The organism is Pseudoblastomonas marina (genome assembly GCF_034374265.1).
Taxonomy (GTDB): Bacteria; Pseudomonadota; Alphaproteobacteria; order Sphingomonadales; family Sphingomonadaceae; genus Alteriqipengyuania_A; species Alteriqipengyuania_A marina.
In genome coordinates this window covers 367,006-385,887 of the sequence record NZ_CP139718.1, presented here as the reverse complement: position 1 = coordinate 385,887, position 18,882 = coordinate 367,006, and the positions used below count along the sequence as shown (strand labels likewise).

Here is an 18,882-nt window from a genome sequence, read left to right as displayed (position 1 = left end):
AAGAGATCCCGGACCAGGCCCGGGATGCGCAATGCTTATTCGGCGTCGGCCGTTTCGGCCTTCTTAGGCGCGGTCACCTCGACCGAACCGCCGGCCTTCTCGACCGCTTCGATCGCGCCCTTCGACGCGCCGGCGACCTTGAACTGGACCTTGCTGGTCAGTTCGCCCTTGCCGAGCAGTCGGACACCGTCCTTGCCGCCGCGCGCAAGGCCGGCGGCCTTGAGCGCTTCGTGGTCGATCGCCTTCTTGGCATCGAGCTTCTTGGCGTCGATGAACTTCTGGACCATGCCAATGTTCACCTCGGCGAAGTCCTTGCCGAACGGGTTGTTGAAGCCGCGCTTTGGCAGGCGCATGTGGAGCGGCATCTGGCCGCCCTCGAAACCGTTCACGCTGACGCCCGAACGGCTCTTCTGGCCCTTCTGGCCGCGCGCGGCGGTCTTGCCCTTGCCCGAACCGATACCGCGGCCGACCCGCATCCGGCCCTTGCGGGCACCCTTGTTGTCACGAAGATCGTTGAGTTTCATAATTCTGCACTCGCTTTCGCTTGTCTCGCGCTGAAGGAAACGGCCCGGGCATAGCCGGGCCGCCTTGAATGGTTAGTCCACCACCTCGACGAGGTGGGGGATCTTGGCGATCGCGCCGCGCACCTCGGGGGTGTCCTGGCGTTCGACCACCTTGTGCATCTTGCCGAGCCCGAGGCCGCGCAGGATCTTCTGCTGGCTTTCGGGACGGCGGATCGGCGAGCCGATCTGCTTGATCTTGACGGTTTTCTTGGCAGCCATCGATCTTACTCCACGACAGCCGCGGCGTCAGCCTCGGCCTCTTCCTTGGTCGCACCGGCGGCACGGCCCATGAGGTCGGCGACCTTTTTGCCGCGACGCTGGGCGACCGACTTCGGCGAGCTCTGATTCTGCAGCGCGTCGAACGTCGCCCGGATCATGTTGTACGGGTTAGAAGTGCCGACCGACTTGGTCACGACGTCGGCGACGCCAAGGCTCTCGAACACGGCACGCATCGGACCACCGGCGATGATGCCGGTACCGGCGGGCGCCGAACGAACGGTGACCTTTCCCGCACCGAAACGACCCTTGCCGTCATGGTGCAGCGTGCGGCCTTCCTTGAGCGAGACGCGGATCATCTTCTTGCGTGCGGCAGCAGTTGCCTTGGTGATCGCTTCCGGCACTTCGCGTGCCTTGCCGTGTCCGAAGCCGACGCGACCCTGGCCGTCGCCGACGACCATCAGCGCGGCGAAGCCGAAGCGCTTACCGCCCTTGACCGTCTTCGAGACGCGGTTGATGTGCACGAGCTTCTCGACGATGCCGTCATCCGGCTCGTCGCGACCGCCACGACGGTTGTTGTCACGACCGCCACGACCCCGGCCACCGCCGCGATTATCGTTGCCGCCACGACCGCCACGACCACGCGGACGACCTTCGGCACCCTGTGCGGCCGACTGGTTGTCGGCAGCTTCGGAAGGCGTATCGGCCACGGCCGGTTCTTCCTTCTTCACCGCATGCTCGGTCTCGGCCTCGACGACGCCGGCATTGGCTTTCGCCTGCGCGACCTCAGGAGTGTCCTTGGGACCCTCGGGAGCCTTGTTTTCTTCGGTCTTTTTTTCGTCAGCCATCTTAGAACTCCAGCCCGCCTTCGCGAGCGGCGTCGGCCAGCGCTTTCACGCGACCATGGAACAGGAACCCGCCGCGATCGAACACGACGGAAGTGACGCCGGCCTTCTTGGCGGCGGCGGCGATATCCTTGCCGACCTGGGTGGCGGCATCAACATTCGCGCCGGACTTCTTCGCTCCGAGCGTCGACGCCGCGGCGACGGTCTTGCCGGCCTTGTCGTCGATGATCTGCGCGTAGATGTGCATACCGGTGCGGTGCACCGACAGGCGCGGACGGCCTCCGCCGTTCTTGCGCAGCGCGTTACGGACACGCTGGCGGCGGCGTTCGAAGGGGGAAAGCTTTGCCATCTTACTTCTTCTTCCCTTCCTTGCGGAAGATGTACTCGCCACGATACTTGATACCCTTGCCCTTGTAGGGTTCGGGCTTGCGCCATTCGCGGATTTCCGCCGCGAACTGGCCGACCTTCTGCTTGTCGGCACCGCTGATTTCGACCGTGGTCTGGTCGGGGGTCTTCACCTCGATGCCCTCGGGCACGTCGAGGTCGACGTCGTGCGAATAGCCGAGCTGAAGCTTGAGCTTCTTGCCCTGCGCAGAAGCACGATAGCCGACGCCGCTGATCTCGAGCGTCTTGGTGTAGCCTTCGGTCACGCCTTCGACGAGGTTCGACACGAGCGTGCGATGCATGCCCCAGAAGGCACGGGCCTTCTGCGTGTCGTTCGCCGGGTTGACCTGGATCTCTTCGCCTTCGACCTTGTAGTCGATGAGGTCGGACAGACCCATGGAAAGGGTACCCTTGGGGCCCTTCACGGTCAGCGTGCCGTTGTCGATCTTGGCTTCGACCCCGCTCGGGATCGCAACCGGACGTTTGCCGATGCGGCTCATCAGAACACCTCCGCCAGCACTTCGCCGCCGACATTCTGGTCGCGCGCTTCGGCATCCGAGAGCACGCCACGCGGCGTCGAGACGATGGTGATGCCCAGGCCGTTGCGCACCCGGGGCAGATCCTTGCTGCCCGAATACACCCGGCGGCCGGGCTTGGAGACGCGCGCGACATACTTGATCGCGGGCTCGCCTTCGAAATACTTCAGTTCGATCCGCAGCGCCTTGTGCTGGCCGCTGTCGTCTTCCGCATAGCCGCGGATGAAGCCTTCGCGCTGAAGGACTTCGAGGACATTGGCACGCAGCGTCGAGGCGGGCGAGAGGACGGAGTCCTTCTTCGCCTGCTGGCCGTTGCGGATGCGGGTGAGCATATCACCCAGGGGATCGGTCATAGCCATCTATCGATTCCTCACCAGCTCGACTTGGTCAGGCCCGGAATCAGGCCCTTGTTGCCGAGGTCGCGCAGTTCGATACGGTTGATGCCGAACTTGCGGTAATAGCCGCGCGGGCGGCCGGTGGTGGCGCAGCGATTGCGCACGCGGGTCGGATTCGCATTGCGCGGAATCTCGGCCATCTTGAGGCGGGCGATCAGGCGCTCGGTTTCGTCGAGCGATTCATCTTCGGCCTGCGCCTTAAGCTTCGCGTACTTCGCGGCGTACTTCTTCACGAGCTTCTTGCGACGCTCGTTCTTGTTGATGGAACTCAGTTTCGCCATTGGACTTAAGCTCTCTTTGCGTTGCTAGTGTTCGGGAAACCGCTCACGCGGCTTCCTTCTCGTCGGCCTTTTCATCGGCCGGGAACGGGAAGCCGAACAGCTTGAGCAGTTCGCGCGCTTCCTCATCGGTTTTGGCGGTGGTGGTGACGATCACGTCCATGCCACGCACCTGTTCGATCTTGTCGTAGCTGATCTCCGGAAAGATGATCTGCTCCTTGAGACCCATCGAGTAATTGCCGCGACCGTCGAACGATTTCGGGTTCAGGCCACGGAAGTCGCGGATGCGGGGCATCGCGATCGTCACGAGGCGGTCGAGGAATTCGTACATGCGCTCGCGACGAAGGGTCACCTTCGCACCGATCGGCATGCCTTCGCGCAGCTTGAACTGGGCGATCGATTTCTTGGCCTTGGTGATGACCGGCTTCTGGCCGGCGATCAGCGCCATTTCCTCGGCAGCGTTCTGGACCTTCTTCTTGTCCTGGCTCGCCTCGCCGACGCCCATGTTGAGCGTGATCTTGTCGATCTTCGGCACTTCCATCCGGTTCTTGTAACCGAACTTCTCGGTCATCGCCTTGACGATCTGGTCGTCGTAGCGCTGCTTCATGCGCGGAGTGTAATCAACCATCGATGGTCTCCCCGGACTTGACGGCGACACGGACCTTCTTGCCGTCGCGCTCTTCGAAGCGGACGCGGGTCGGCTTGCCGTCCTTGGGATCGGCCACAGCGACCTTCGCGATGTGCATCGGGGCCTCGCGGCGCTCGATGCCACCCTGCGGGTTCGCCTGGGTGGGCTTGCGGTGACGGGTGGCGACGTTCACGCCCTCGACCACGATCTTGCCTTCCTTCGGCAGGACCTTGGACACGGTGCCGGTGCGGCCCTTGTCCTTGCCCGAGAGCACGACGACTTCGTCGCCCTTCTTGATCTTCGCGGCAGCCATTACAGCACCTCCGGAGCAAGCGAGATGATCTTCATGAAGCCGCGGCCGCGCAGTTCGCGCACCACCGGGCCGAAGATACGGGTGCCGATCGGCTCCTCGCTCTTGTTGATGAGGACCGCGGCGTTGCTGTCGAAACGGATCACGCTGCCATCGGGGCGGCGGACGTCCTTCTTCGTGCGCACGATCACCGCACGGTGAACGTCGCCCTTCTTGACCTTGGCACGCGGCTGCGCCTCCTTGACGGAGACTACGATCACGTCCCCGACGCTTGCGAACCGGCGCTTCGAGCCGCCCAGCACCTTGATGCACTGGACGCGCTTGGCGCCGCTGTTGTCCGCGACGTCGAGATTGGATTGCATCTGGATCATCGATCCGGTTCCTTCTCTTGGCTTGCCGGGACGCCCATGAATTCAGGTGCCCGGCAGTTCCTACGTCTAAATCAGGCCTCGGCGTCCGCCTTGGCGTCGTCCTGCTCGTCCTTTTCGGCGGCAGGCTTGTCATGGGTCGTCTTGTCTTCCGGCGCGCCGGTCGGCTTGGCTTCCTTGACATCGAGATCGGCTTCGATCTCGACACCCTTGGACGCCTGGACCCGATCGATCACCGCCCACGTCTTGGTCTTGGAGATCGGCTTGGTCTCCTCGATCCGGACGACGTCGCCGGGGACATATTCGTTGTTCGCGTCGTGCGCGTTGTAGTTCTTCGTGCGCCGGATGATCTTCCCGTACAGCGGGTGCTTCACCTTGCGCTCGACCTTGACGGTCACGGTCTTGTCGGTCTTGTCGGAAACGACGGTACCGATGAGGATACGCTTGGGCATGATGCCTCCTTAAGCCTTCTCGGCCGAGCGCGTACGCTCGCCCTGAAGGGTCTTGATGCGGGCGATCTCGCGGCGCACTTCCTTGATGCGCGCAGGACGTTCGAGCTGGCCGGTGGCCGACTGGAACCGCAGGTTGTACGCTTCGCGCTTCAGCTCGACGAGCTCTTCGGAGAGCTGGTCGTCGGTCTTGGTGCGCAGGTCTTCGATCTTTGCGTTGGCCATTACGACGCTCCCAGGTGCGAATCGTCGCCCAGGCGGGCCACGACCTTGGTCTTGATCGGCAGCTTCATCGCGGCCCGCTGGAACGCGACCGCAGCCAGCGGGCCGGGCACGCCGTCGAGCTCGAACAGGATCCGGCCCGGCTTCACGCGAGCGGCCCAGTATTCCACCGAACCCTTGCCCTTACCCTGACGGACTTCGGCCGGCTTCTTCGACACCGGCACGTCCGGGAAGACGCGGATCCAGAGACGACCCTGGCGCTTGATGTGACGCGTGATCGCGCGGCGAGCCGCCTCGATCTGGCGCGAGGTGATCCGCTCGGGCTCCATCGCCTTCAGGCCATACGACCCGAAGTTTAGCGTGGTGCCGCCCTTGGCGTTGCCATGGATCTTGCCCTTGAACGCCTTGCGGTACTTGGTTTTTTTCGGTTGCAGCATTGCTCTTACCTACCTCAGCGAGCCGGCCGGACGCCGGACGTCTGGGCTTCCATCATGAGACGATCGTGCGCCATCGGATCGTGGCCCAGGATTTCGCCTTTGAAGATCCAGACCTTGATGCCGATGATGCCGTACGCGGTGAGCGCTTCGGCTTCGGCGTAATCGATATTCGCACGCAGCGTGTGCAGCGGAACGCGACCTTCGCGATACTGTTCGACACGGGCGATTTCCGCACCGCCGAGACGGCCGCCGCAGACGATCTTGATGCCTTCGGCACCCAGACGCATGGCGGACTGCATCGCGCGCTTCATCGCCCGCCGGAACGCCACGCGGCGGATCAGCTGGTCGGCGATGCCCTGCGCGACGAGCTTGGCATCGACTTCCGGCTTGCGGATCTCGACGATGTTCAGCTTGATCTCGCTTTCGGTCATCTTCGCCAGCGTCGAGCGCAGCTTCTCGATGTCCGCGCCCTTCTTGCCGATGATGACGCCCGGGCGGGCGGCGTAGACCGAGATGCGGCACAGCTTGGCCGGACGTTCGATCACGACCTTCGAGATCGCGGCCTGCGGCAGCGAGTTCACGATGTGCTTGCGGATCTCGATGTCTTCCGCGAGCAGCTTCGCATAGTCGCGCCCTTCGGCGTACCAGCGGCTGTCCCAGGTGCGGTTGATCTGCAGGCGCAGACCGATCGGATTGCTCTTCTGACCCATCTTACGCCTCTTCCTGCTCGCGGACGACGATCCGCAGCTTGCTGAACGGCTTCAGGATGCGCGTGCTCTTGCCGCGACCGCGGGTGTGGAACCGCTTCATCGTGATCGACTTGCCGACCGAGGCTTCCGCCACGACGAGCGCGTCGACGTCCAGGTTGTGGTTGTTCTCCGCATTGGCGATCGCCGAAGCGAGCACCTTGCTGGCGTCCTTCGCCATCGCCTTCTTCGAGAAGGCAAGGATGTTGAGGGCCTCTTCGGCCTTCTTGCCGCGGATCAGCTCGGCAACGAGGTTGAGCTTCTGCGCCGAACCACGGATCGTGGTGCCGGTTGCCAGCGCCTCGTTATCGGCGACGCGACGGGGGGACTTTGCCTTGCCCATTAGCGCTTACCCTTCTTGTCGGACGCATGGCCGGGGAACGTGCGCGTCGGCGCGAATTCACCCAGCTTGTGACCGACCATTTCCTCGCTCACGGACACCGGAATGAACTTGTGACCGTTGTAGACATTGAACGTCAGCCCGACGAACTGCGGGAGGATGGTCGAACGACGCGACCAGGTCTTGATGGGGCCCGCACGCGAACCGGCATCCTGCGCGGCTTCCGCCTTCGCCAGCAAATGCAGGTCGAAAAAGGGGCCTTTCCGTAGGGAACGAGCCATTGCTTACCTCTTCTTCTTCGCGTGACGCGAACGGATGATCATCTTGTCCGTCTGCTTGTTCTTGCGGGTACGAGCACCCTTGGTCGGCTTGCCCCACGGGGTCACCGGATGACGGCCACCGCTGGTGCGGCCTTCACCACCGCCGTGCGGGTGATCGACCGGGTTCTTCGCAACGCCGCGCGTAAGCGGACGCTTGCCACGCCAGCGATTGCGGCCGGCCTTGGCGAGATTGGTGTTGGCGTTGTCGGGGTTCGACACCGCGCCGACCGTGCCCATGCACTCGCCGCGGATGTAACGCTGCTCACCCGAGTTGAGGCGCACGATGACCATCCCGCGGTCGCGACCGACGAGCTGGACATAGGTGCCTGCCGAACGGGCGATCTGGCCGCCCTTGCCCGGCTTCATCTCGATGTTGTGGCAGATCGTGCCGACCGGCATCTCGCTGAGCAGCATCGCGTTGCCCGGCTTGGTGTCGGTCTTCTTGGCGGCGATCACCTTGTCACCGACGGCCAGACGCTGCGGCGCGATGATGTAGGCGAGTTCGCCGTCATCATACTTCACCAGCGCGATATAGGCGGTGCGGTTGGGATCGTATTCGATCCGCTCGACGGTGCCTTCGACGTCCCACTTGCGACGCTTGAAGTCGATGAAGCGGTACTTCTGCTTGTGGCCACCACCGATGCCGCGCGAGGTCACGTGACCCTTGTTGTTGCGGCCACCGGTCTTGCGCTTGCCCTCGGTCAGCCCCTTCACGGGCTTGCCCTTGTAGAGCTGCGACTTGTCCACGAGGATCAAGCCGCGGCGTGCGGGGCTCGTCGGGTTATAGTTCTTGAGTGCCATTGTTTCCTAGCCCCTCAGATACCGCTCGTGATGTCGATCGGGTCCTGGCCGTCGGCCAGGCGCACGATCGCCTTCTTCACGTCGGAGCGCTTGTAGGGCTTACCCTTCCAGCGCTTGCTCTTGCCCTTGGTCACGATCGTGTTCACGCTCGCCACCTTGGTCGAATAGATCGCCTCGACCGCTTCCTTGATCTGCGGCTTGGTGGCGTCGTTGGCCACCTTGAAGACGACCGCGTTGTTCTCGGAGAGCAACGTCGACTTCTCGGTGATGTGCGGCGCCACGATCACGTCGTAGTGGCGCGCGTTGATGTCCTGCTTCTTAGCCATTGAAACGCGCCTCCAGCTTTTCGACCGCGTCCTTGGTGAGGACCAGCGTGTCGTGCTTCAGGATATCGTAGACGTTGGCACCGATCGCCGGCATCACGTTCACGCCCGGCAGGTTGCCGGCGGCGCGCGCGAAACCTTCGTTCACGCTCTCGCCGTCGATGAACAGCACCTTCCCGCTGAACCCGGCCTTGTCGAAGTGGCCCTTGAGCGCCTTCGTCTTGGCATCCTTGAGTTCGAGGCTGTCGACGACCACGAGGCCGTCCTTCGCCTTGCTCGACAGCGCCATGCGCAGGCCGAGCGAACGGATCTTCTTGTTGAGCGAGGGATCGAAATCGCGCTTGCGGGCACCGTGCGCCTTGCCGCCACCAATGAAGATCGGGGCCTTGCGGTCACCGTGACGCGCAACACCGCCGCCCTTCTGGCGACCGAACTTCTTCCCGGTGCGGGCGACATCGCTGCGCTCGCGGGTCGGACGGGCGGTGGCGCGGCGCTTCTCGAGCTGCCACGTCACGACGCGGTGCAGGATGTCGGCGCGCGGCTCGACGCCGAACACGGCATCGTTGAGCTCGACATCGCCGGACGCCTTGCCGCCGTCCAGTTTCTGGATCTTGACCTTCACGATCAGGACTCCTTGCCTGCGCCAGCGTCCTTATCGACGCTCGGCGTGGTGGAATTGTCGTCGGCAGCGCCGGTTTCGGCATCCGCACCAGCATCCTGCTGCTGCATCAGCTTTTCCTGCTGCTCGGCGGAGACTTCGGGGTTCACCTCGTGCTCGGCCGCGCTTTCGATCAGGCCGGCATCGGCCTCTTCCGAAGCGGTTTCATCGGCGTTGCGACGCATGGCACCCGGGAACGGAGCGGTTTCGGGCAGCGGCACCTTGACGGCGTCACGCACGACCATCCAGCTGTTCTTCGAACCCGGCACCGAGCCGCGAACGAAAATCAGGCCGCGCTCCGCATCGGTGCGAACCACTTCGAGGTTCTGCTGCGTGCGCTGGCGATCACCCATGTGGCCGGCCATCTTCTTGTTCTTGAAGACGCGGCCCGGATCCTGGCGGTTACCCGTCGAACCGTGCGAACGGTGCGAGATCGAAACGCCGTGCGTGGCGCGCAGACCACCGAAGCCCCACCGCTTCATCGCACCGGCGAAACCCTTACCCTGGGTGTGACCGGTGACGTCGACCTTCTGGCCGGCGACGAAGTGATCGGCAGTGATGGTCGCGCCGACGGGAAGGAGGCCCTCCTCGCTCTCGACACGGAATTCGGCAACGCGCATCTTCAGGCCGACTTCGGCCTTCGCGAAATGCTCGCGCTGCGGCTTGGCAACGTTCTTTTGCTTCGCTTCACCCGAACCGACCTGGAGGGCGAAATAGCCATCGCGGTCGGAGGTGCGGTGCGAAACGACCTGGCACCCTTCCAGCGCGAGAACGGTCACGGGCACGTGCCGGCCATCCTCCTGGAAGAGGCGGGTCATCCCAACCTTTTTCGCGATCACGCCTGTACGCATGATGCTTGTCTCCTTGACAGAGGCACCCCGGCCCATCCGAGGTGCGTGCGGAACCTTGCGGCCCCAAAGCCCGAATTGTGATGCGTCGCCCCGTCCGGGCTAGGTGCTCGCGCGCCGGGATCGGCGGTGGAGCGAGACGGGAGACGCAGCCCGGATAAATCCGGCGGTATCTCGTTGTCCGGGTCCGCGCCGAGGCGGGGACCTTTGAGATCGCGATCGCGACCTACGAAACTTTCCCGGTCCGTTTAGGGTCCGACCAGGGGGACCGTGCTTTCCGGCCTGCGCCGGAGACGTAAAATCAAGCCAACTTGATTTCGACGTTCACACCCGCGGCGAGATCGAGCTTCATCAGCGCGTCGACCGTCTGGGCGTTCGGCTGAACAATGTCGAGCAGCCGCTTGAACGTACGAACCTCGAACTGCTCACGCGACTTCTTGTCGATGTGCGGACCGCGGTTCACGGTAAATTTTTCAATTCTCGTCGGAAGAGGAATGGGGCCACGAATCAGGGCGCCGGTGCGACGGGCGGTTTCGGCGATTTCGCCGGTGGCCTGGTCGAGTACGCGATGATCGAACGCCTTCAGGCGAATGCGAATGTTCTGGGCTTCCATGTCCAACTACCGATGAGAAAGAGCAAACAATAAAGCGACCCCGCCCTCTCCCGTCTCGGGAGGAGAGCGGGGCTGCCGATTCAAATTTTTACCGAAGCAATTCCGGCGAGACGGAGACGAATCCCCGTCGCTCGCGCGGGCCTATATTACTTCGTGATCTTGCTGACAACCCCCGAACCGACGGTACGACCGCCTTCACGGATGGCGAAGCGCAGACCTTCGTCCATGGCGATCGGGGCGATCAGCTTGACGTCGATCGTCACGTTGTCGCCCGGCATCACCATTTCGGTGCCTTCGGGAAGGATCACTTCGCCGGTCACGTCCGTCGTGCGGAAGTAGAACTGCGGACGATAGTTCGCGAAGAACGGCGTGTGACGGCCGCCTTCGTCCTTCGACAGGACATAGACTTCGGCGCTGAACTCGGTGTGCGGGGTAACCGAACCCGGCTTCGCCAGAACCTGGCCACGCTCGACGTCTTCACGGGCGACACCACGGATCAGGGCGCCGATGTTGTCGCCGGCTTCGCCGCGATCGAGCAGCTTGCGGAACATTTCGACGCCAGTTACGGTCGTCTTGGTGGTGTCCTTGATGCCGACGATTTCGACTTCGTCGCCAACGTTCACGACGCCGGTTTCGATACGGCCGGTGACGACGGTACCACGACCCGAGATCGAGAACACGTCTTCGATCGGCATCAGGAAGTCCTTGTCGACCGGACGGTCGGGCTGCGGGATGTACTCGTCGACAGCCTTCATCAGCTCGAGAACCTTCTCCTTGCCGATGTTGTCGTCGCGACCTTCGAGGGCGGCGAGCGCCGAGCCGGCGACGATCGGAATGTCGTCACCGTCGAAGCCGTATTCGCTGAGCAGTTCACGAACTTCGAGTTCGACGAGCTCGAGCAGTTCCTCGTCGTCGACTTGGTCGACCTTGTTGAGGAACACGACCAGCGCCGGCACGCCGACCTGACGGGCGAGCAGGATGTGCTCGCGGGTCTGCGGCATGGGGCCGTCGGCGGCATTCACGACCAGGATCGCGCCGTCCATCTGGGCGGCACCGGTGATCATGTTCTTCACGTAGTCGGCGTGGCCAGGGCAGTCGACGTGCGCATAGTGGCGGTTGTCGGTTTCGTATTCGACGTGGGCGGTCGAGATGGTGATGCCACGCTCGCGCTCTTCGGGCGCCTTGTCGATGTTCGAGAAGTCGACCGGCGCGTCGAGCACCTTGGTGATCGCCGCGGTCAGCGTGGTCTTGCCGTGGTCGACGTGACCGATGGTGCCGACGTTGACGTGCGGCTTGTTACGCTCGAATTTTTCCTTCGCCATTTTCCAATAACCTCTGTCTTGAATTTGGGAGTTCTGCGGGGAGGAAACGGCGCCCGCTGAATCAGGCGCCGCCCCTAGACCCTAGTTTCTAGTTACGCAAGCTTCTCGCGGACCTCTTCGGCCACGTTGCTCGGGACTTCCTCGTAATGCGCGAACTGCATCGTGTACTGCGCCCGGCCTTGGGTGAACGAACGCAGCTCGTTCACGTAGCCGAACATGTTCGCCAGCGGGACCATGGCCTCGACCGCCTGCGCGTTGCCGCGCGACTCGGTGCCCTGAATCTGCCCACGGCGCGAGTTCAAGTCGCCGATCACGTCGCCGAGGTAATCCTCGGGCGTCACGACTTCGACCTTCATCATCGGCTCGAGCAGCTTGATGCCGGCCTTCTGGCAGGCTTCGCGCATCGCACCGCGACCGGTGATTTCGAACGCCACAGTGGAGGAGTCGACATCGTGGTACTTGCCGTCGATCAGGCGGATCGTGAAGTCGATGATCGGGAAGCCGATCAGGTGACCGGTTTCGGCCTGCTCGCGCATGCCCTTCTCGACCGACGGGATGTATTCGCGCGGAATGTTACCGCCCTTGATCTCGTCTTCGAAGATGATGCCCTGGCCACGTTCACCCGGGGTGACGACGACCTTGGCTTCACCGAACTGACCCGAACCACCCGACTGCTTCTTGTGGGTGTAGGTCACCTCGACTTCGCGGGCGAGCGATTCGCGATACGCCACCTGCGGCGCACCGACATTCGCTTCGACCTTGAACTCGCGCTTCATGCGATCGACCAGGATGTCGAGGTGAAGCTCGCCCATGCCTTTGATGATCGTCTGGCCCGATTCGTGGTCGGTCGTGACGCGGAAGGACGGATCCTCGGCAGCCAGGCGGTTGAGCGCGACGCCCATCTTTTCCTGGTCGGCCTTGGTCTTGGGTTCCACCGACAGCTCGATAACCGGATCGGGAAATTCCATCCGTTCGAGGATGATCGGATTGGCCGGATCGCACAGCGTGTCGCCGGTCGTCGTGTCCTTCATGCCCGCGATCGCGACGATGTCGCCAGCGAACGCTTCTTCGATGTCCTCGCGGTTGTTGGAATGCATCAGCAGCATGCGGCCGATCTTTTCCTTCTTGTCCTTCACCGAGTTCAGGACCTGGCCCTTGGAGAGCTTGCCCGAATAGATGCGGGTGAAGGTGAGCGAACCCACGAACGGATCGTTCATGATCTTGAAGGCGAGTGCGGAGAACGGCGCATCGTCGCTCGACGGACGCGACTCTTCCTCGTCGCTGTCGGGCTTGACGCCCTTGATCGCCGGCACGTCTAGCGGGGACGGCATGTAGTCGACCACCGCGTCGAGCAGGGGCTGGACGCCCTTGTTCTTGAACGCCGAGCCACACAGCACCGGCACGAAGTCGCGGTTCATGGTGCCCTTGCGGATCAGCTTCTTGAGCGTTGCGGCATCGGGCGCATCGCCGGTTTCTAGATAGGCTTCCATCGCATCATCGTCTTGCTCGACGGCCGTTTCGATGAGCTTCTCGCGATATTCGGCGGCCTTGTCGGCGAGGTCGGCGGGGATGTCGACATAATTGAACGTCGCGCCCAGACCGTCATTCTCCCAGACGATGCCGCGATTGTTCACGAGGTCGACCACGCCCTGCAGGTCGCTTTCGGCGCCGATCGGGAGATACAGCACCAGCGGGGTCGCGCCGAGACGATCGATAATCGACTGGACGCAGTAATAGAAATCGGCACCGGTGCGGTCGAGCTTGTTGATGAAGCACATCCGCGGAACGCCGTACTTGTCGGCCTGGCGCCACACGGTTTCGGACTGCGGTTCGACGCCCGCGACACCGTCGAACACGGCGACCGCGCCGTCGAGCACGCGCAGCGAACGCTCGACTTCGATCGTGAAGTCGACGTGGCCGGGGGTGTCGATGATGTTGATGCGGTGCTTGGGACCTTCACCGTCCTCGGCCGACCAGAAGGTGGTCGTCGCCGCCGAGGTGATGGTGATGCCGCGTTCCTGCTCCTGCTCCATCCAGTCCATGGTCGCGGCGCCGTCGTGGACTTCGCCGATCTTGTAGGACTTGCCGGTGTAATAGAGGATACGCTCGGTCGTGGTGGTCTTGCCGGCATCGATGTGCGCCATGATGCCGATATTGCGATAACGCTCCAGCGGATAGTCGCGGGCCATTATGGAATTCCTTGGTCTCGAGATGGGCCTTGCGGGGCCCTTCCCATGTGGGAAATTTTGTTGCGTTTTGAAGACGGGGGGCCGCTCGCGTCACCGCAGCGCGGCCCCGCCCTGCCTTCGGATTACCAGCGGTAGTGGCTGAACGCGCGGTTGGCGTCGGCCATGCGGTGCGCGTCTTCACGCTTCTTGACCGCGTTGCCGCGATTGTTCGCCGCATCCATCAGCTCGCCCGAAAGGCGCGCGCTCATGGTGGTTTCGGCACGACCGCGCGCGGCCGAGATCAGCCAGCGGATCGCCAGCGCCTGGGCACGCTCGGGGCGCACTTCGACAGGCACCTGGTAGGTCGCACCACCGACACGGCGGCTGCGGACCTCGACCTGCGGCTTGATGTTGTTCAGCGCGTCATGGAACATCTGGATCGGATCGGCCTTGGCCTTGGCCTCGACGGTGTCGAGCGCGGAATAGACGATCCGCTCGGCGGTGGACTTCTTCCCGTCCAGCATCAGGTTGTTCATGAACTTCGAAAGCACCAGATCCCCGAACTTGGGATCGGGCAGGATTTCCCGTTTCTCGGGACGACGACGACGTGACATGTTTTCTAACTCCTTCGGAGTGGATTTTCACATCCGTGAAAATCCTGCGGCTCCGGCCCACTCCCCCTCCCGACCACCCAGAGACTACCTTCGTAAGGTGGTCGGGAGGGGGAGCGGTCCAAACCCGCGATGAAACTTCTTACCTTGCCGGTCCGGCTCCTCCTCCCAACCATCCGATACCGGATCGGAAAATCATCGGGTGGTTGGGAGGGGGAGACGGGCCGGCACCGAGGTCAGGCGGATGCCTGACCGCACCGAATCATTTGGGCCGCTTGGCGCCGTACTTCGAACGGCTCTGCTTGCGGTCCTTGACGCCCTGCGTGTCGAGCACGCCGCGCAGCACGTGGTAGCGCACGCCCGGAAGGTCGCGCACACGGCCGCCGCGGATCAGCACGACGCTGTGTTCCTGCAGGTTGTGGCCTTCGCCCGGGATGTAGCTGATGACTTCGCGGCCGTTGGTCAGGCGAACCTTCGCAACCTTGCGCAGCGCCGAGTTCGGCTTCTTCGGGGTCGTCGTATAGACGCGGGTGCAAACGCCGCGCTTCTGCGGGTTCGCTTCCATCGCAGGGACCTTCGACTTGGTCTTCTGCGGTTCGCGGCCCTTGCGGACCAGCTGGTTGATCGTCGGCATAACTTCTCGCTTCACCGTGTGAGTGGCGGCGACGATGCGGACAACGGGAAGAGAGAAAGGCCTGCTCGGAACCCGTTCGCGCAGGGCCGGTCGACGAGGCGACGGGCGGGCAACGCGGGGCCGGCAAGCTGAAACTCTCCACCCAAGGCCCACACGGCCACCGGGTTACTTTGACGGCTGCCCCGAAACGCAGCTCCCGAAGGAGATGCGCCCCAATAGAAAAGAGCCCCTGGCATTGCGCAAGGAGCCCCGGGACATGACCGGCAATGTTCAGCTCTATCTGACCGGCGCGGCGCGAACGCTGCTCCGGATGGGCGGGCCTTTAGGCGCAGCAGGCCGCGCGGTCAAGCCTCTCCGTCTTCGCCCGCATCCGAAAGCCGGCGCATGTGTTCGGCCAGCGCGAGGTCGAGATCGGTATAGACGTAGGGCCCGACAGTGTAGTGGCGCACGAGCCGCGTCGTCACCCCTGCGGGCAGTTCGGGCTCGGCCGGTCCGGCTTCGGGCGAGTCGTCGCGGGCCGGCGGGATCACGGCCCCGCCCTCGTTCTCCCACGCATTGTCCTGCGCGTTCGAAGACGATGCGGAGGTCTCGCTGGCATAGGTCCCGTAGATGATGTCCGGCGGGCCATCCGCGCGCAACGGCACGATGCCTGTCACCTGCGGGCTCGACACGTGCACGCCCGTCGCCGGCGTGCCCTTCTGAGGTGCGCTCGTCATCGCCACGCCGCGCAATCGGCGGATCTGCTCGGCATATTCGGCCACCCTCGCGAAGTGATCGTCGGGGCCCCGGTCGTCGCCGGCGGCGCTGGCCTTCATCACCGCGACCTGGTGGGCGTGGAGCATTTCATTGAGGTCCATGGCGCGTCTCCTGCGGTCGGCGGGGCGGGTCGAAAAGGCGGGGTGAAGGCGGTCGGGGAAGTCCGGGCGCACCTCGCGGCGCGCCCGTCCCCCTGTCGCGGATCAGCCCTGCTGCTGGCTGGGCTCGGCGTCCTTGCTGTCCTGGCCGGACGGCACCTTGCCCTGCTGCGCCTGCTCGGGCTGGTGCAGGTTGGTCGCCTGCATCTTGCCGTCATCGGCCTTGCGGGTGTCGTAGCCGTAGCGCTGGCCCTGCCTGGGCTCGGCGGCTTCCTGCTGGAGATCGCCCTTGCCGAAGGACAGCGTCTCGCCGCCCTTTTCGGGGGCGATCGTGCCCGAACCCTTGTTGCGGTCGTAATTCTTGATCTTGCCAAAATCGGTCATGGAAAAATTCCTTCGATTTCGCGCAGGCGCCCGGAAGCGACCGCTTGTGCGCGGTGGCTAGAAGGCGAAATGGAAAGAAGGGAGGGCAACTGGCCCTCGGGACCGTCGATCGCGACTGGTAGCTACACCTTAGATGGGGTGCGCGCGCGGGGATACAAGGAGGGCGCGGGGGTATATTCGGGGTGGGCGTTGATGACAGGCTTGGAGTTGAGCGACTGCACCTTCTACTCCTTGCGCTGCAGCGGAAAGCCCCACGCCATCGCCACGAGCTTGCCCTCGGCCAGCACCGCGCCGGGATAGCCCGGATAGACCTCCTCGCCGAAATTGGCGCCGTCGAGTTCGTTCACGGCCTCGAACCACCGCGCGACTTCGGCGTTCGATCGGTCCATTTTGTAGGGGTTGCACATGGGCGGGGGCTTAGGGGGAGACGGGGCGCTGGGCAAATGGCTGGGGGTGGCGAGGATTGCCGGGGGGATCACCGGCACAGCGCGAACGCTGCTCCATCTGCGGCGGGGCGCCCGAGGCGGCTTCCCGCGAGGGTGAATAGGGATGGACAACAGAGATCAAGCTCGTGACCTAAAATCTTCGCTATGGCATAGGCCGATGTATGAGCCGATCAAAAGAAAATCTGGCAGATTTCCTGCGATTTTACATATCATTACCTGAGACTGTTCGATACGCTGTCCTTGTCAAAGGTATGTGGGGTGCGGGGAAGACATTCTCAGTTCGCAGTGCCCTCGATGAAATTTACCAACCGAAGCGAGTTGGCGAGGGCGGATGGCTGAGGAAAACAAAGCCTTCACGCCCGAGCGATCACTATTTGGTGATTAGTCTTTACGGGATCAACTCGATCAGAGAAATCGACGCTGCAATTCTCGCCGCATTGTACCCATGGTCCAAGCATGATGGAGTGCGAGTTATGGGAACCATTGGCCGAGCGGTGCTAACCAATCTCAAAATTGAAATTCCGAAGCTCTCGCCTAGTGAATTTGCACGTTCGCTAGCGAGCAAGCTCCTTGTTTTCGATGACCTCGAAAGAGCTAACTTAGACGTGAAGGTTTTGCTTGGGTATATAAATCAGCTGGTCGAAATCGACGGCCGAAAGGTGATACTTATCGCCAACTCAGGCGAATTTGAACAAGATGAATATTTCGAAGCGACGAAAGAAAAACTCGTCGGCAGAACAATCGAAGTAGAGCCAGATTTTGAATCTGCATATAAAGATTTCGTCTCAGAATTAAATGATCCCACAATTTCTGATTTGATGCTGAGATTTCGTACCGATATCAGCGAGATTTTTGCGAACTCTGAATCTCAGAACCTTCGTGTTCTCCGTCAGTCGATCTGGGACTTCAGCAGAGTGTTTAGCGCGCTTAATTCTGAGCACCTCGGCAATGACCGGGCAATTTTGCAATTCATGCAACAGTTTTTCGCTTTCTCAATTGAGCATAAGCTCGGCCGGATATCCGGCACACATCTCATTAATCGTCGTAATCGGTTCATTACGAACGCCATGGGCCAGGCCGAAGACGCGCCAACCGATCCATTTGTGAGAGCCTCGCAAAGATATCCTGGTGTGGAAATGACGGAAGGCCCTTTCACCGATGAGGTCTTGGTCGATGTCTTGGAGAAAGGACTAATAGAGCCAAATTCCATCAACCACGCTTTCAACTCCTCCGCATTCGTGAGGTCTCCGGATGAGAGTCCATGGAAGATTTTATGGCATTCAGATTCGCGGGAAAATGCTGAATTGGTTGCAGCGCAAGATCAAATTCTTGAGTGGATATCGACACGTGAACCTCTCGATACTGGAATTATCATGCATATTTGCGGCTTGCTGCTTAGAAGCGCAGAAATAGGCGCGCTTGATTGGACGGAAGAGCAGGTCGTTATTGAGATGAAAGCCTATATTGATGACCTACTAGAGTCGGGCAGTATAGAAGATTATGCTGATGATTTCATGGGTCGATACGCGCACGGGGCGTACGATGGGTTAGGTTTCGTGAAAATCGGAACCCCTAATTTTCGAGAAATGTGGGACTACCTGCAAACAAGCAGGATAGAAGCAACAAGGCGGCGCAATCCCGAAATCGCAGAACAACTTGTTGACCTCATAAAAACTGACGTTGCAGAATTTACTCGAAAGATATCATACGGTTATGGTTCTGGCGGCACTTATGCCAACCGCCCAATATTTGCTGATACAGACGCAGCGATCTTTGCCCGAAATCTTGTCGAGTTGCCCGCAACGACCTTCCAGTCGGTTTGCATGGCGTTCGGATCACGATACGATAATGCAAAACTGGTTCGCGAATTATCTGATGAACGACAATGGGTTGAAACGGTATTTATAGAGGCGTTGCTTCTAAGTCGTTTCATGGCACCTTTTGAACGAGATAGAATTGTGGGGTTTGTTCACTACGCATTCGGTTCTCGGCTCCCGGACGCCAATTGAAGTAAGCTTATTCACGTGTTGATATCGCACCAATGGAAATAGGGTCATAGGCCAAGCTTTGGGCTGCCGCTGTCCTCAGTCACACACTCAGAAAATCTATTTTCCTACTTCGCAGTTTTTTGTTTGAGTCCCTCAAACGCCGGGCGCGAGCCATCCGGCTCGCTTGGCTTCGGC

The 18,882-nt window shown here is 61.8% G+C and carries 28 protein-coding genes and 1 pseudogene; 1 reads left to right on the top strand and 28 read right to left on the bottom strand.

Annotated features, from left to right (window positions below; translation table 11 throughout):
* Nucleotides 1–35 precede the first annotated feature (35 nt).
* The 28 genes and pseudogenes from rplO to T8S45_RS01730 form a co-directional block, all read right to left on the bottom strand.
* Nucleotides 36–524 carry a 50S ribosomal protein L15 gene (gene rplO, locus T8S45_RS01865; protein ID WP_322294464.1) on the bottom strand — a complete coding sequence of 163 codons (489 nt, stop codon included), beginning with the start codon at nt 522–524 and terminating at the stop codon, nt 36–38.
* A 72-nt stretch (nt 525–596) separates the two neighbouring features.
* Nucleotides 597–782 carry a 50S ribosomal protein L30 gene (gene rpmD / locus T8S45_RS01860; RefSeq protein ID WP_188641360.1) on the bottom strand — a complete coding sequence of 62 codons (186 nt, stop codon included), beginning with the start codon at nt 780–782 and terminating at the stop codon, nt 597–599.
* A 5-nt stretch (nt 783–787) separates the two neighbouring features.
* Entirely contained in the window at nt 788–1,627 is an 840-nt protein-coding gene (gene rpsE / locus T8S45_RS01855) for a 30S ribosomal protein S5 (protein WP_229658063.1), read from the bottom strand.
* 1 nt (nt 1,628) lies between these two features.
* A complete protein-coding gene (gene rplR / locus T8S45_RS01850) occupies nt 1,629–1,973 on the bottom strand; it encodes a 50S ribosomal protein L18 (RefSeq protein WP_188641359.1) in 345 nt (114 codons plus the stop codon).
* Between the two features lies 1 nt (nt 1,974).
* Nucleotides 1,975–2,508, bottom strand: a complete 534-nt coding sequence (gene rplF / locus T8S45_RS01845; protein ID WP_188641358.1) for a 50S ribosomal protein L6 — start codon at nt 2,506–2,508, stop codon at nt 1,975–1,977.
* The gene (gene rpsH, locus T8S45_RS01840; protein ID WP_188641357.1) at nt 2,508–2,903 is read right to left on the bottom strand and encodes a 30S ribosomal protein S8; all 396 of its coding nucleotides are present in this window, start codon (nt 2,901–2,903) and stop codon (nt 2,508–2,510) included. Before rpsH ends, rplF begins: the two co-directional genes overlap by 1 nt.
* A gap of 11 nt (nt 2,904–2,914) precedes the next feature.
* Nucleotides 2,915–3,220, bottom strand: coding sequence for a 30S ribosomal protein S14 (gene rpsN / locus T8S45_RS01835; RefSeq protein WP_160616643.1), 306 nt, complete (start codon nt 3,218–3,220; stop codon nt 2,915–2,917).
* A 43-nt stretch (nt 3,221–3,263) separates the two neighbouring features.
* On the bottom strand, nt 3,264–3,845 hold the full coding sequence (gene rplE, locus T8S45_RS01830; RefSeq protein WP_188641356.1) for a 50S ribosomal protein L5: 582 nt from the start codon (nt 3,843–3,845) through the stop codon (nt 3,264–3,266).
* Nucleotides 3,838–4,158, bottom strand: coding sequence for a 50S ribosomal protein L24 (rplX, locus tag T8S45_RS01825; RefSeq protein ID WP_188641355.1), 321 nt, complete (start codon nt 4,156–4,158; stop codon nt 3,838–3,840). Before rplX ends, rplE begins: the two co-directional genes overlap by 8 nt.
* A complete protein-coding gene (rplN, locus tag T8S45_RS01820) occupies nt 4,158–4,526 on the bottom strand; it encodes a 50S ribosomal protein L14 (protein ID WP_188641354.1) in 369 nt (122 codons plus the stop codon). The genes rplX and rplN overlap by 1 nt, the downstream gene beginning before the upstream one ends.
* 167 nt (nt 4,527–4,693) lie before the next feature.
* Nucleotides 4,694–4,975 (bottom strand): annotated as a pseudogene (gene rpsQ, locus T8S45_RS01815) (30S ribosomal protein S17); the annotation flags it as partial.
* A gap of 9 nt (nt 4,976–4,984) precedes the next feature.
* Nucleotides 4,985–5,197: a 50S ribosomal protein L29 gene (rpmC, locus tag T8S45_RS01810; RefSeq protein ID WP_188641352.1), complete on the bottom strand. Its 213-nt coding sequence runs from the start codon at nt 5,195–5,197 to the stop codon at nt 4,985–4,987.
* Nucleotides 5,197–5,631, bottom strand: a complete 435-nt coding sequence (gene rplP / locus T8S45_RS01805; protein ID WP_188641351.1) for a 50S ribosomal protein L16 — start codon at nt 5,629–5,631, stop codon at nt 5,197–5,199. The genes rpmC and rplP overlap by 1 nt, the downstream gene beginning before the upstream one ends.
* Nucleotides 5,632–5,645: 14 nt before the next feature.
* Nucleotides 5,646–6,341, bottom strand: a complete 696-nt coding sequence (rpsC, locus tag T8S45_RS01800; RefSeq protein ID WP_188641350.1) for a 30S ribosomal protein S3 — start codon at nt 6,339–6,341, stop codon at nt 5,646–5,648.
* A gap of 1 nt (nt 6,342) precedes the next feature.
* Nucleotides 6,343–6,720, bottom strand: a complete 378-nt coding sequence (gene rplV / locus T8S45_RS01795; RefSeq protein ID WP_188641349.1) for a 50S ribosomal protein L22 — start codon at nt 6,718–6,720, stop codon at nt 6,343–6,345.
* Nucleotides 6,720–6,998, bottom strand: coding sequence for a 30S ribosomal protein S19 (rpsS, locus tag T8S45_RS01790; RefSeq protein WP_188641348.1), 279 nt, complete (start codon nt 6,996–6,998; stop codon nt 6,720–6,722). The genes rplV and rpsS overlap by 1 nt, the downstream gene beginning before the upstream one ends.
* A 3-nt stretch (nt 6,999–7,001) precedes the next feature.
* Entirely contained in the window at nt 7,002–7,838 is an 837-nt protein-coding gene (gene rplB, locus T8S45_RS01785) for a 50S ribosomal protein L2 (protein WP_188641347.1), read from the bottom strand.
* A gap of 14 nt (nt 7,839–7,852) precedes the next feature.
* Nucleotides 7,853–8,164, bottom strand: coding sequence for a 50S ribosomal protein L23 (locus T8S45_RS01780; RefSeq protein ID WP_188641346.1), 312 nt, complete (start codon nt 8,162–8,164; stop codon nt 7,853–7,855).
* Nucleotides 8,157–8,783, bottom strand: coding sequence for a 50S ribosomal protein L4 (rplD, locus tag T8S45_RS01775; protein WP_188641345.1), 627 nt, complete (start codon nt 8,781–8,783; stop codon nt 8,157–8,159). Before rplD ends, T8S45_RS01780 begins: the two co-directional genes overlap by 8 nt.
* A gap of 2 nt (nt 8,784–8,785) precedes the next feature.
* Complete coding sequence (gene rplC / locus T8S45_RS01770; RefSeq protein WP_188641344.1) at nt 8,786–9,670, bottom strand: 50S ribosomal protein L3; 885 nt, start codon at nt 9,668–9,670, stop codon at nt 8,786–8,788.
* A gap of 298 nt (nt 9,671–9,968) precedes the next feature.
* Nucleotides 9,969–10,280 (bottom strand): 30S ribosomal protein S10, encoded by a 312-nt coding sequence (gene rpsJ / locus T8S45_RS01765; RefSeq protein WP_160616657.1) that lies wholly within the window; start codon nt 10,278–10,280, stop codon nt 9,969–9,971.
* A 146-nt stretch (nt 10,281–10,426) separates the two neighbouring features.
* Nucleotides 10,427–11,602 (bottom strand): elongation factor Tu, encoded by a 1,176-nt coding sequence (gene tuf / locus T8S45_RS01760; RefSeq protein ID WP_188641343.1) that lies wholly within the window; start codon nt 11,600–11,602, stop codon nt 10,427–10,429.
* A 92-nt stretch (nt 11,603–11,694) separates the two neighbouring features.
* A complete protein-coding gene (gene fusA / locus T8S45_RS01755) occupies nt 11,695–13,791 on the bottom strand; it encodes an elongation factor G (RefSeq protein WP_188641342.1) in 2,097 nt (698 codons plus the stop codon).
* A 122-nt stretch (nt 13,792–13,913) separates the two neighbouring features.
* Complete coding sequence (gene rpsG, locus T8S45_RS01750) at nt 13,914–14,384, bottom strand: 30S ribosomal protein S7 (protein ID WP_188641341.1); 471 nt, start codon at nt 14,382–14,384, stop codon at nt 13,914–13,916.
* A gap of 259 nt (nt 14,385–14,643) precedes the next feature.
* The gene (gene rpsL / locus T8S45_RS01745; protein WP_188641340.1) at nt 14,644–15,015 is read right to left on the bottom strand and encodes a 30S ribosomal protein S12; all 372 of its coding nucleotides are present in this window, start codon (nt 15,013–15,015) and stop codon (nt 14,644–14,646) included.
* Nucleotides 15,016–15,359: 344 nt separating this feature from the next.
* Nucleotides 15,360–15,872: a hypothetical protein gene (locus tag T8S45_RS01740; protein ID WP_322294463.1), complete on the bottom strand. Its 513-nt coding sequence runs from the start codon at nt 15,870–15,872 to the stop codon at nt 15,360–15,362.
* Between the two features lie 102 nt (nt 15,873–15,974).
* Nucleotides 15,975–16,253 carry a cold-shock protein gene (locus tag T8S45_RS01735; RefSeq protein WP_188641338.1) on the bottom strand — a complete coding sequence of 93 codons (279 nt, stop codon included), beginning with the start codon at nt 16,251–16,253 and terminating at the stop codon, nt 15,975–15,977.
* A 224-nt stretch (nt 16,254–16,477) separates the two neighbouring features.
* Nucleotides 16,478–16,642, bottom strand: coding sequence for a hypothetical protein (locus T8S45_RS01730; protein ID WP_322294462.1), 165 nt, complete (start codon nt 16,640–16,642; stop codon nt 16,478–16,480).
* Nucleotides 16,643–16,860: 218 nt separating this feature from the next.
* Between T8S45_RS01730 and T8S45_RS01725 the strand changes: the two genes are divergently transcribed.
* A complete protein-coding gene (locus tag T8S45_RS01725) occupies nt 16,861–18,708 on the top strand; it encodes a P-loop NTPase fold protein (protein WP_322294461.1) in 1,848 nt (615 codons plus the stop codon).
* Nucleotides 18,709–18,882: the final 174 nt, after the last annotated feature.

Bases quoted from the DNA above. Each gene is read 5' to 3' on its own strand.
- rpsL (WP_188641340.1), bottom strand. From the start codon at position 15,015: ATGCCGACGATCAACCAGCTGGTCCGCAAGGGCCGCGAACCGCAGAAG.
- rplC (WP_188641344.1), bottom strand. From the start codon at position 9,670: ATGCGTACAGGCGTGATCGCGAAAAAGGTTGGGATGACCCGCCTCTTC.
- rplV (WP_188641349.1), bottom strand. From the start codon at position 6,720: ATGGGCAAGGCAAAGTCCCCCCGTCGCGTCGCCGATAACGAGGCGCTG.
- fusA (WP_188641342.1), bottom strand. From the start codon at position 13,791: ATGGCCCGCGACTATCCGCTGGAGCGTTATCGCAATATCGGCATCATG.
- T8S45_RS01740 (WP_322294463.1), bottom strand. From the start codon at position 15,872: ATGGACCTCAATGAAATGCTCCACGCCCACCAGGTCGCGGTGATGAAG.
- T8S45_RS01780 (WP_188641346.1), bottom strand. From the start codon at position 8,164: ATGGCTAAGAAGCAGGACATCAACGCGCGCCACTACGACGTGATCGTG.
- rplN (WP_188641354.1), bottom strand. From the start codon at position 4,526: ATGATCCAGATGCAATCCAATCTCGACGTCGCGGACAACAGCGGCGCC.
- rplE (WP_188641356.1), bottom strand. From the start codon at position 3,845: ATGGTTGATTACACTCCGCGCATGAAGCAGCGCTACGACGACCAGATC.
- rpsE (WP_229658063.1), bottom strand. From the start codon at position 1,627: ATGGCTGACGAAAAAAAGACCGAAGAAAACAAGGCTCCCGAGGGTCCC.
- rplO (WP_322294464.1), bottom strand. From the start codon at position 524: ATGAAACTCAACGATCTTCGTGACAACAAGGGTGCCCGCAAGGGCCGG.
- rpmC (WP_188641352.1), bottom strand. From the start codon at position 5,197: ATGGCCAACGCAAAGATCGAAGACCTGCGCACCAAGACCGACGACCAG.
- rplR (WP_188641359.1), bottom strand. From the start codon at position 1,973: ATGGCAAAGCTTTCCCCCTTCGAACGCCGCCGCCAGCGTGTCCGTAAC.
- T8S45_RS01730 (WP_322294462.1), bottom strand. From the start codon at position 16,642: ATGGACCGATCGAACGCCGAAGTCGCGCGGTGGTTCGAGGCCGTGAAC.
- T8S45_RS01735 (WP_188641338.1), bottom strand. From the start codon at position 16,253: ATGACCGATTTTGGCAAGATCAAGAATTACGACCGCAACAAGGGTTCG.
- rplX (WP_188641355.1), bottom strand. From the start codon at position 4,158: ATGGCTGCCGCGAAGATCAAGAAGGGCGACGAAGTCGTCGTGCTCTCG.
- rpsN (WP_160616643.1), bottom strand. From the start codon at position 3,220: ATGGCGAAACTGAGTTCCATCAACAAGAACGAGCGTCGCAAGAAGCTC.
- rpsS (WP_188641348.1), bottom strand. From the start codon at position 6,998: ATGGCTCGTTCCCTACGGAAAGGCCCCTTTTTCGACCTGCATTTGCTG.
- rpsJ (WP_160616657.1), bottom strand. From the start codon at position 10,280: ATGGAAGCCCAGAACATTCGCATTCGCCTGAAGGCGTTCGATCATCGC.
- rplB (WP_188641347.1), bottom strand. From the start codon at position 7,838: ATGGCACTCAAGAACTATAACCCGACGAGCCCCGCACGCCGCGGCTTG.
- tuf (WP_188641343.1), bottom strand. From the start codon at position 11,602: ATGGCGAAGGAAAAATTCGAGCGTAACAAGCCGCACGTCAACGTCGGC.
- T8S45_RS01725 (WP_322294461.1), top strand. From the start codon at position 16,861: ATGAGCCGATCAAAAGAAAATCTGGCAGATTTCCTGCGATTTTACATA.
- rpsG (WP_188641341.1), bottom strand. From the start codon at position 14,384: ATGTCACGTCGTCGTCGTCCCGAGAAACGGGAAATCCTGCCCGATCCC.
- rpsC (WP_188641350.1), bottom strand. From the start codon at position 6,341: ATGGGTCAGAAGAGCAATCCGATCGGTCTGCGCCTGCAGATCAACCGC.
- rpmD (WP_188641360.1), bottom strand. From the start codon at position 782: ATGGCTGCCAAGAAAACCGTCAAGATCAAGCAGATCGGCTCGCCGATC.
- rplP (WP_188641351.1), bottom strand. From the start codon at position 5,631: ATGCTGCAACCGAAAAAAACCAAGTACCGCAAGGCGTTCAAGGGCAAG.
- rpsH (WP_188641357.1), bottom strand. From the start codon at position 2,903: ATGGCTATGACCGATCCCCTGGGTGATATGCTCACCCGCATCCGCAAC.
- rplF (WP_188641358.1), bottom strand. From the start codon at position 2,508: ATGAGCCGCATCGGCAAACGTCCGGTTGCGATCCCGAGCGGGGTCGAA.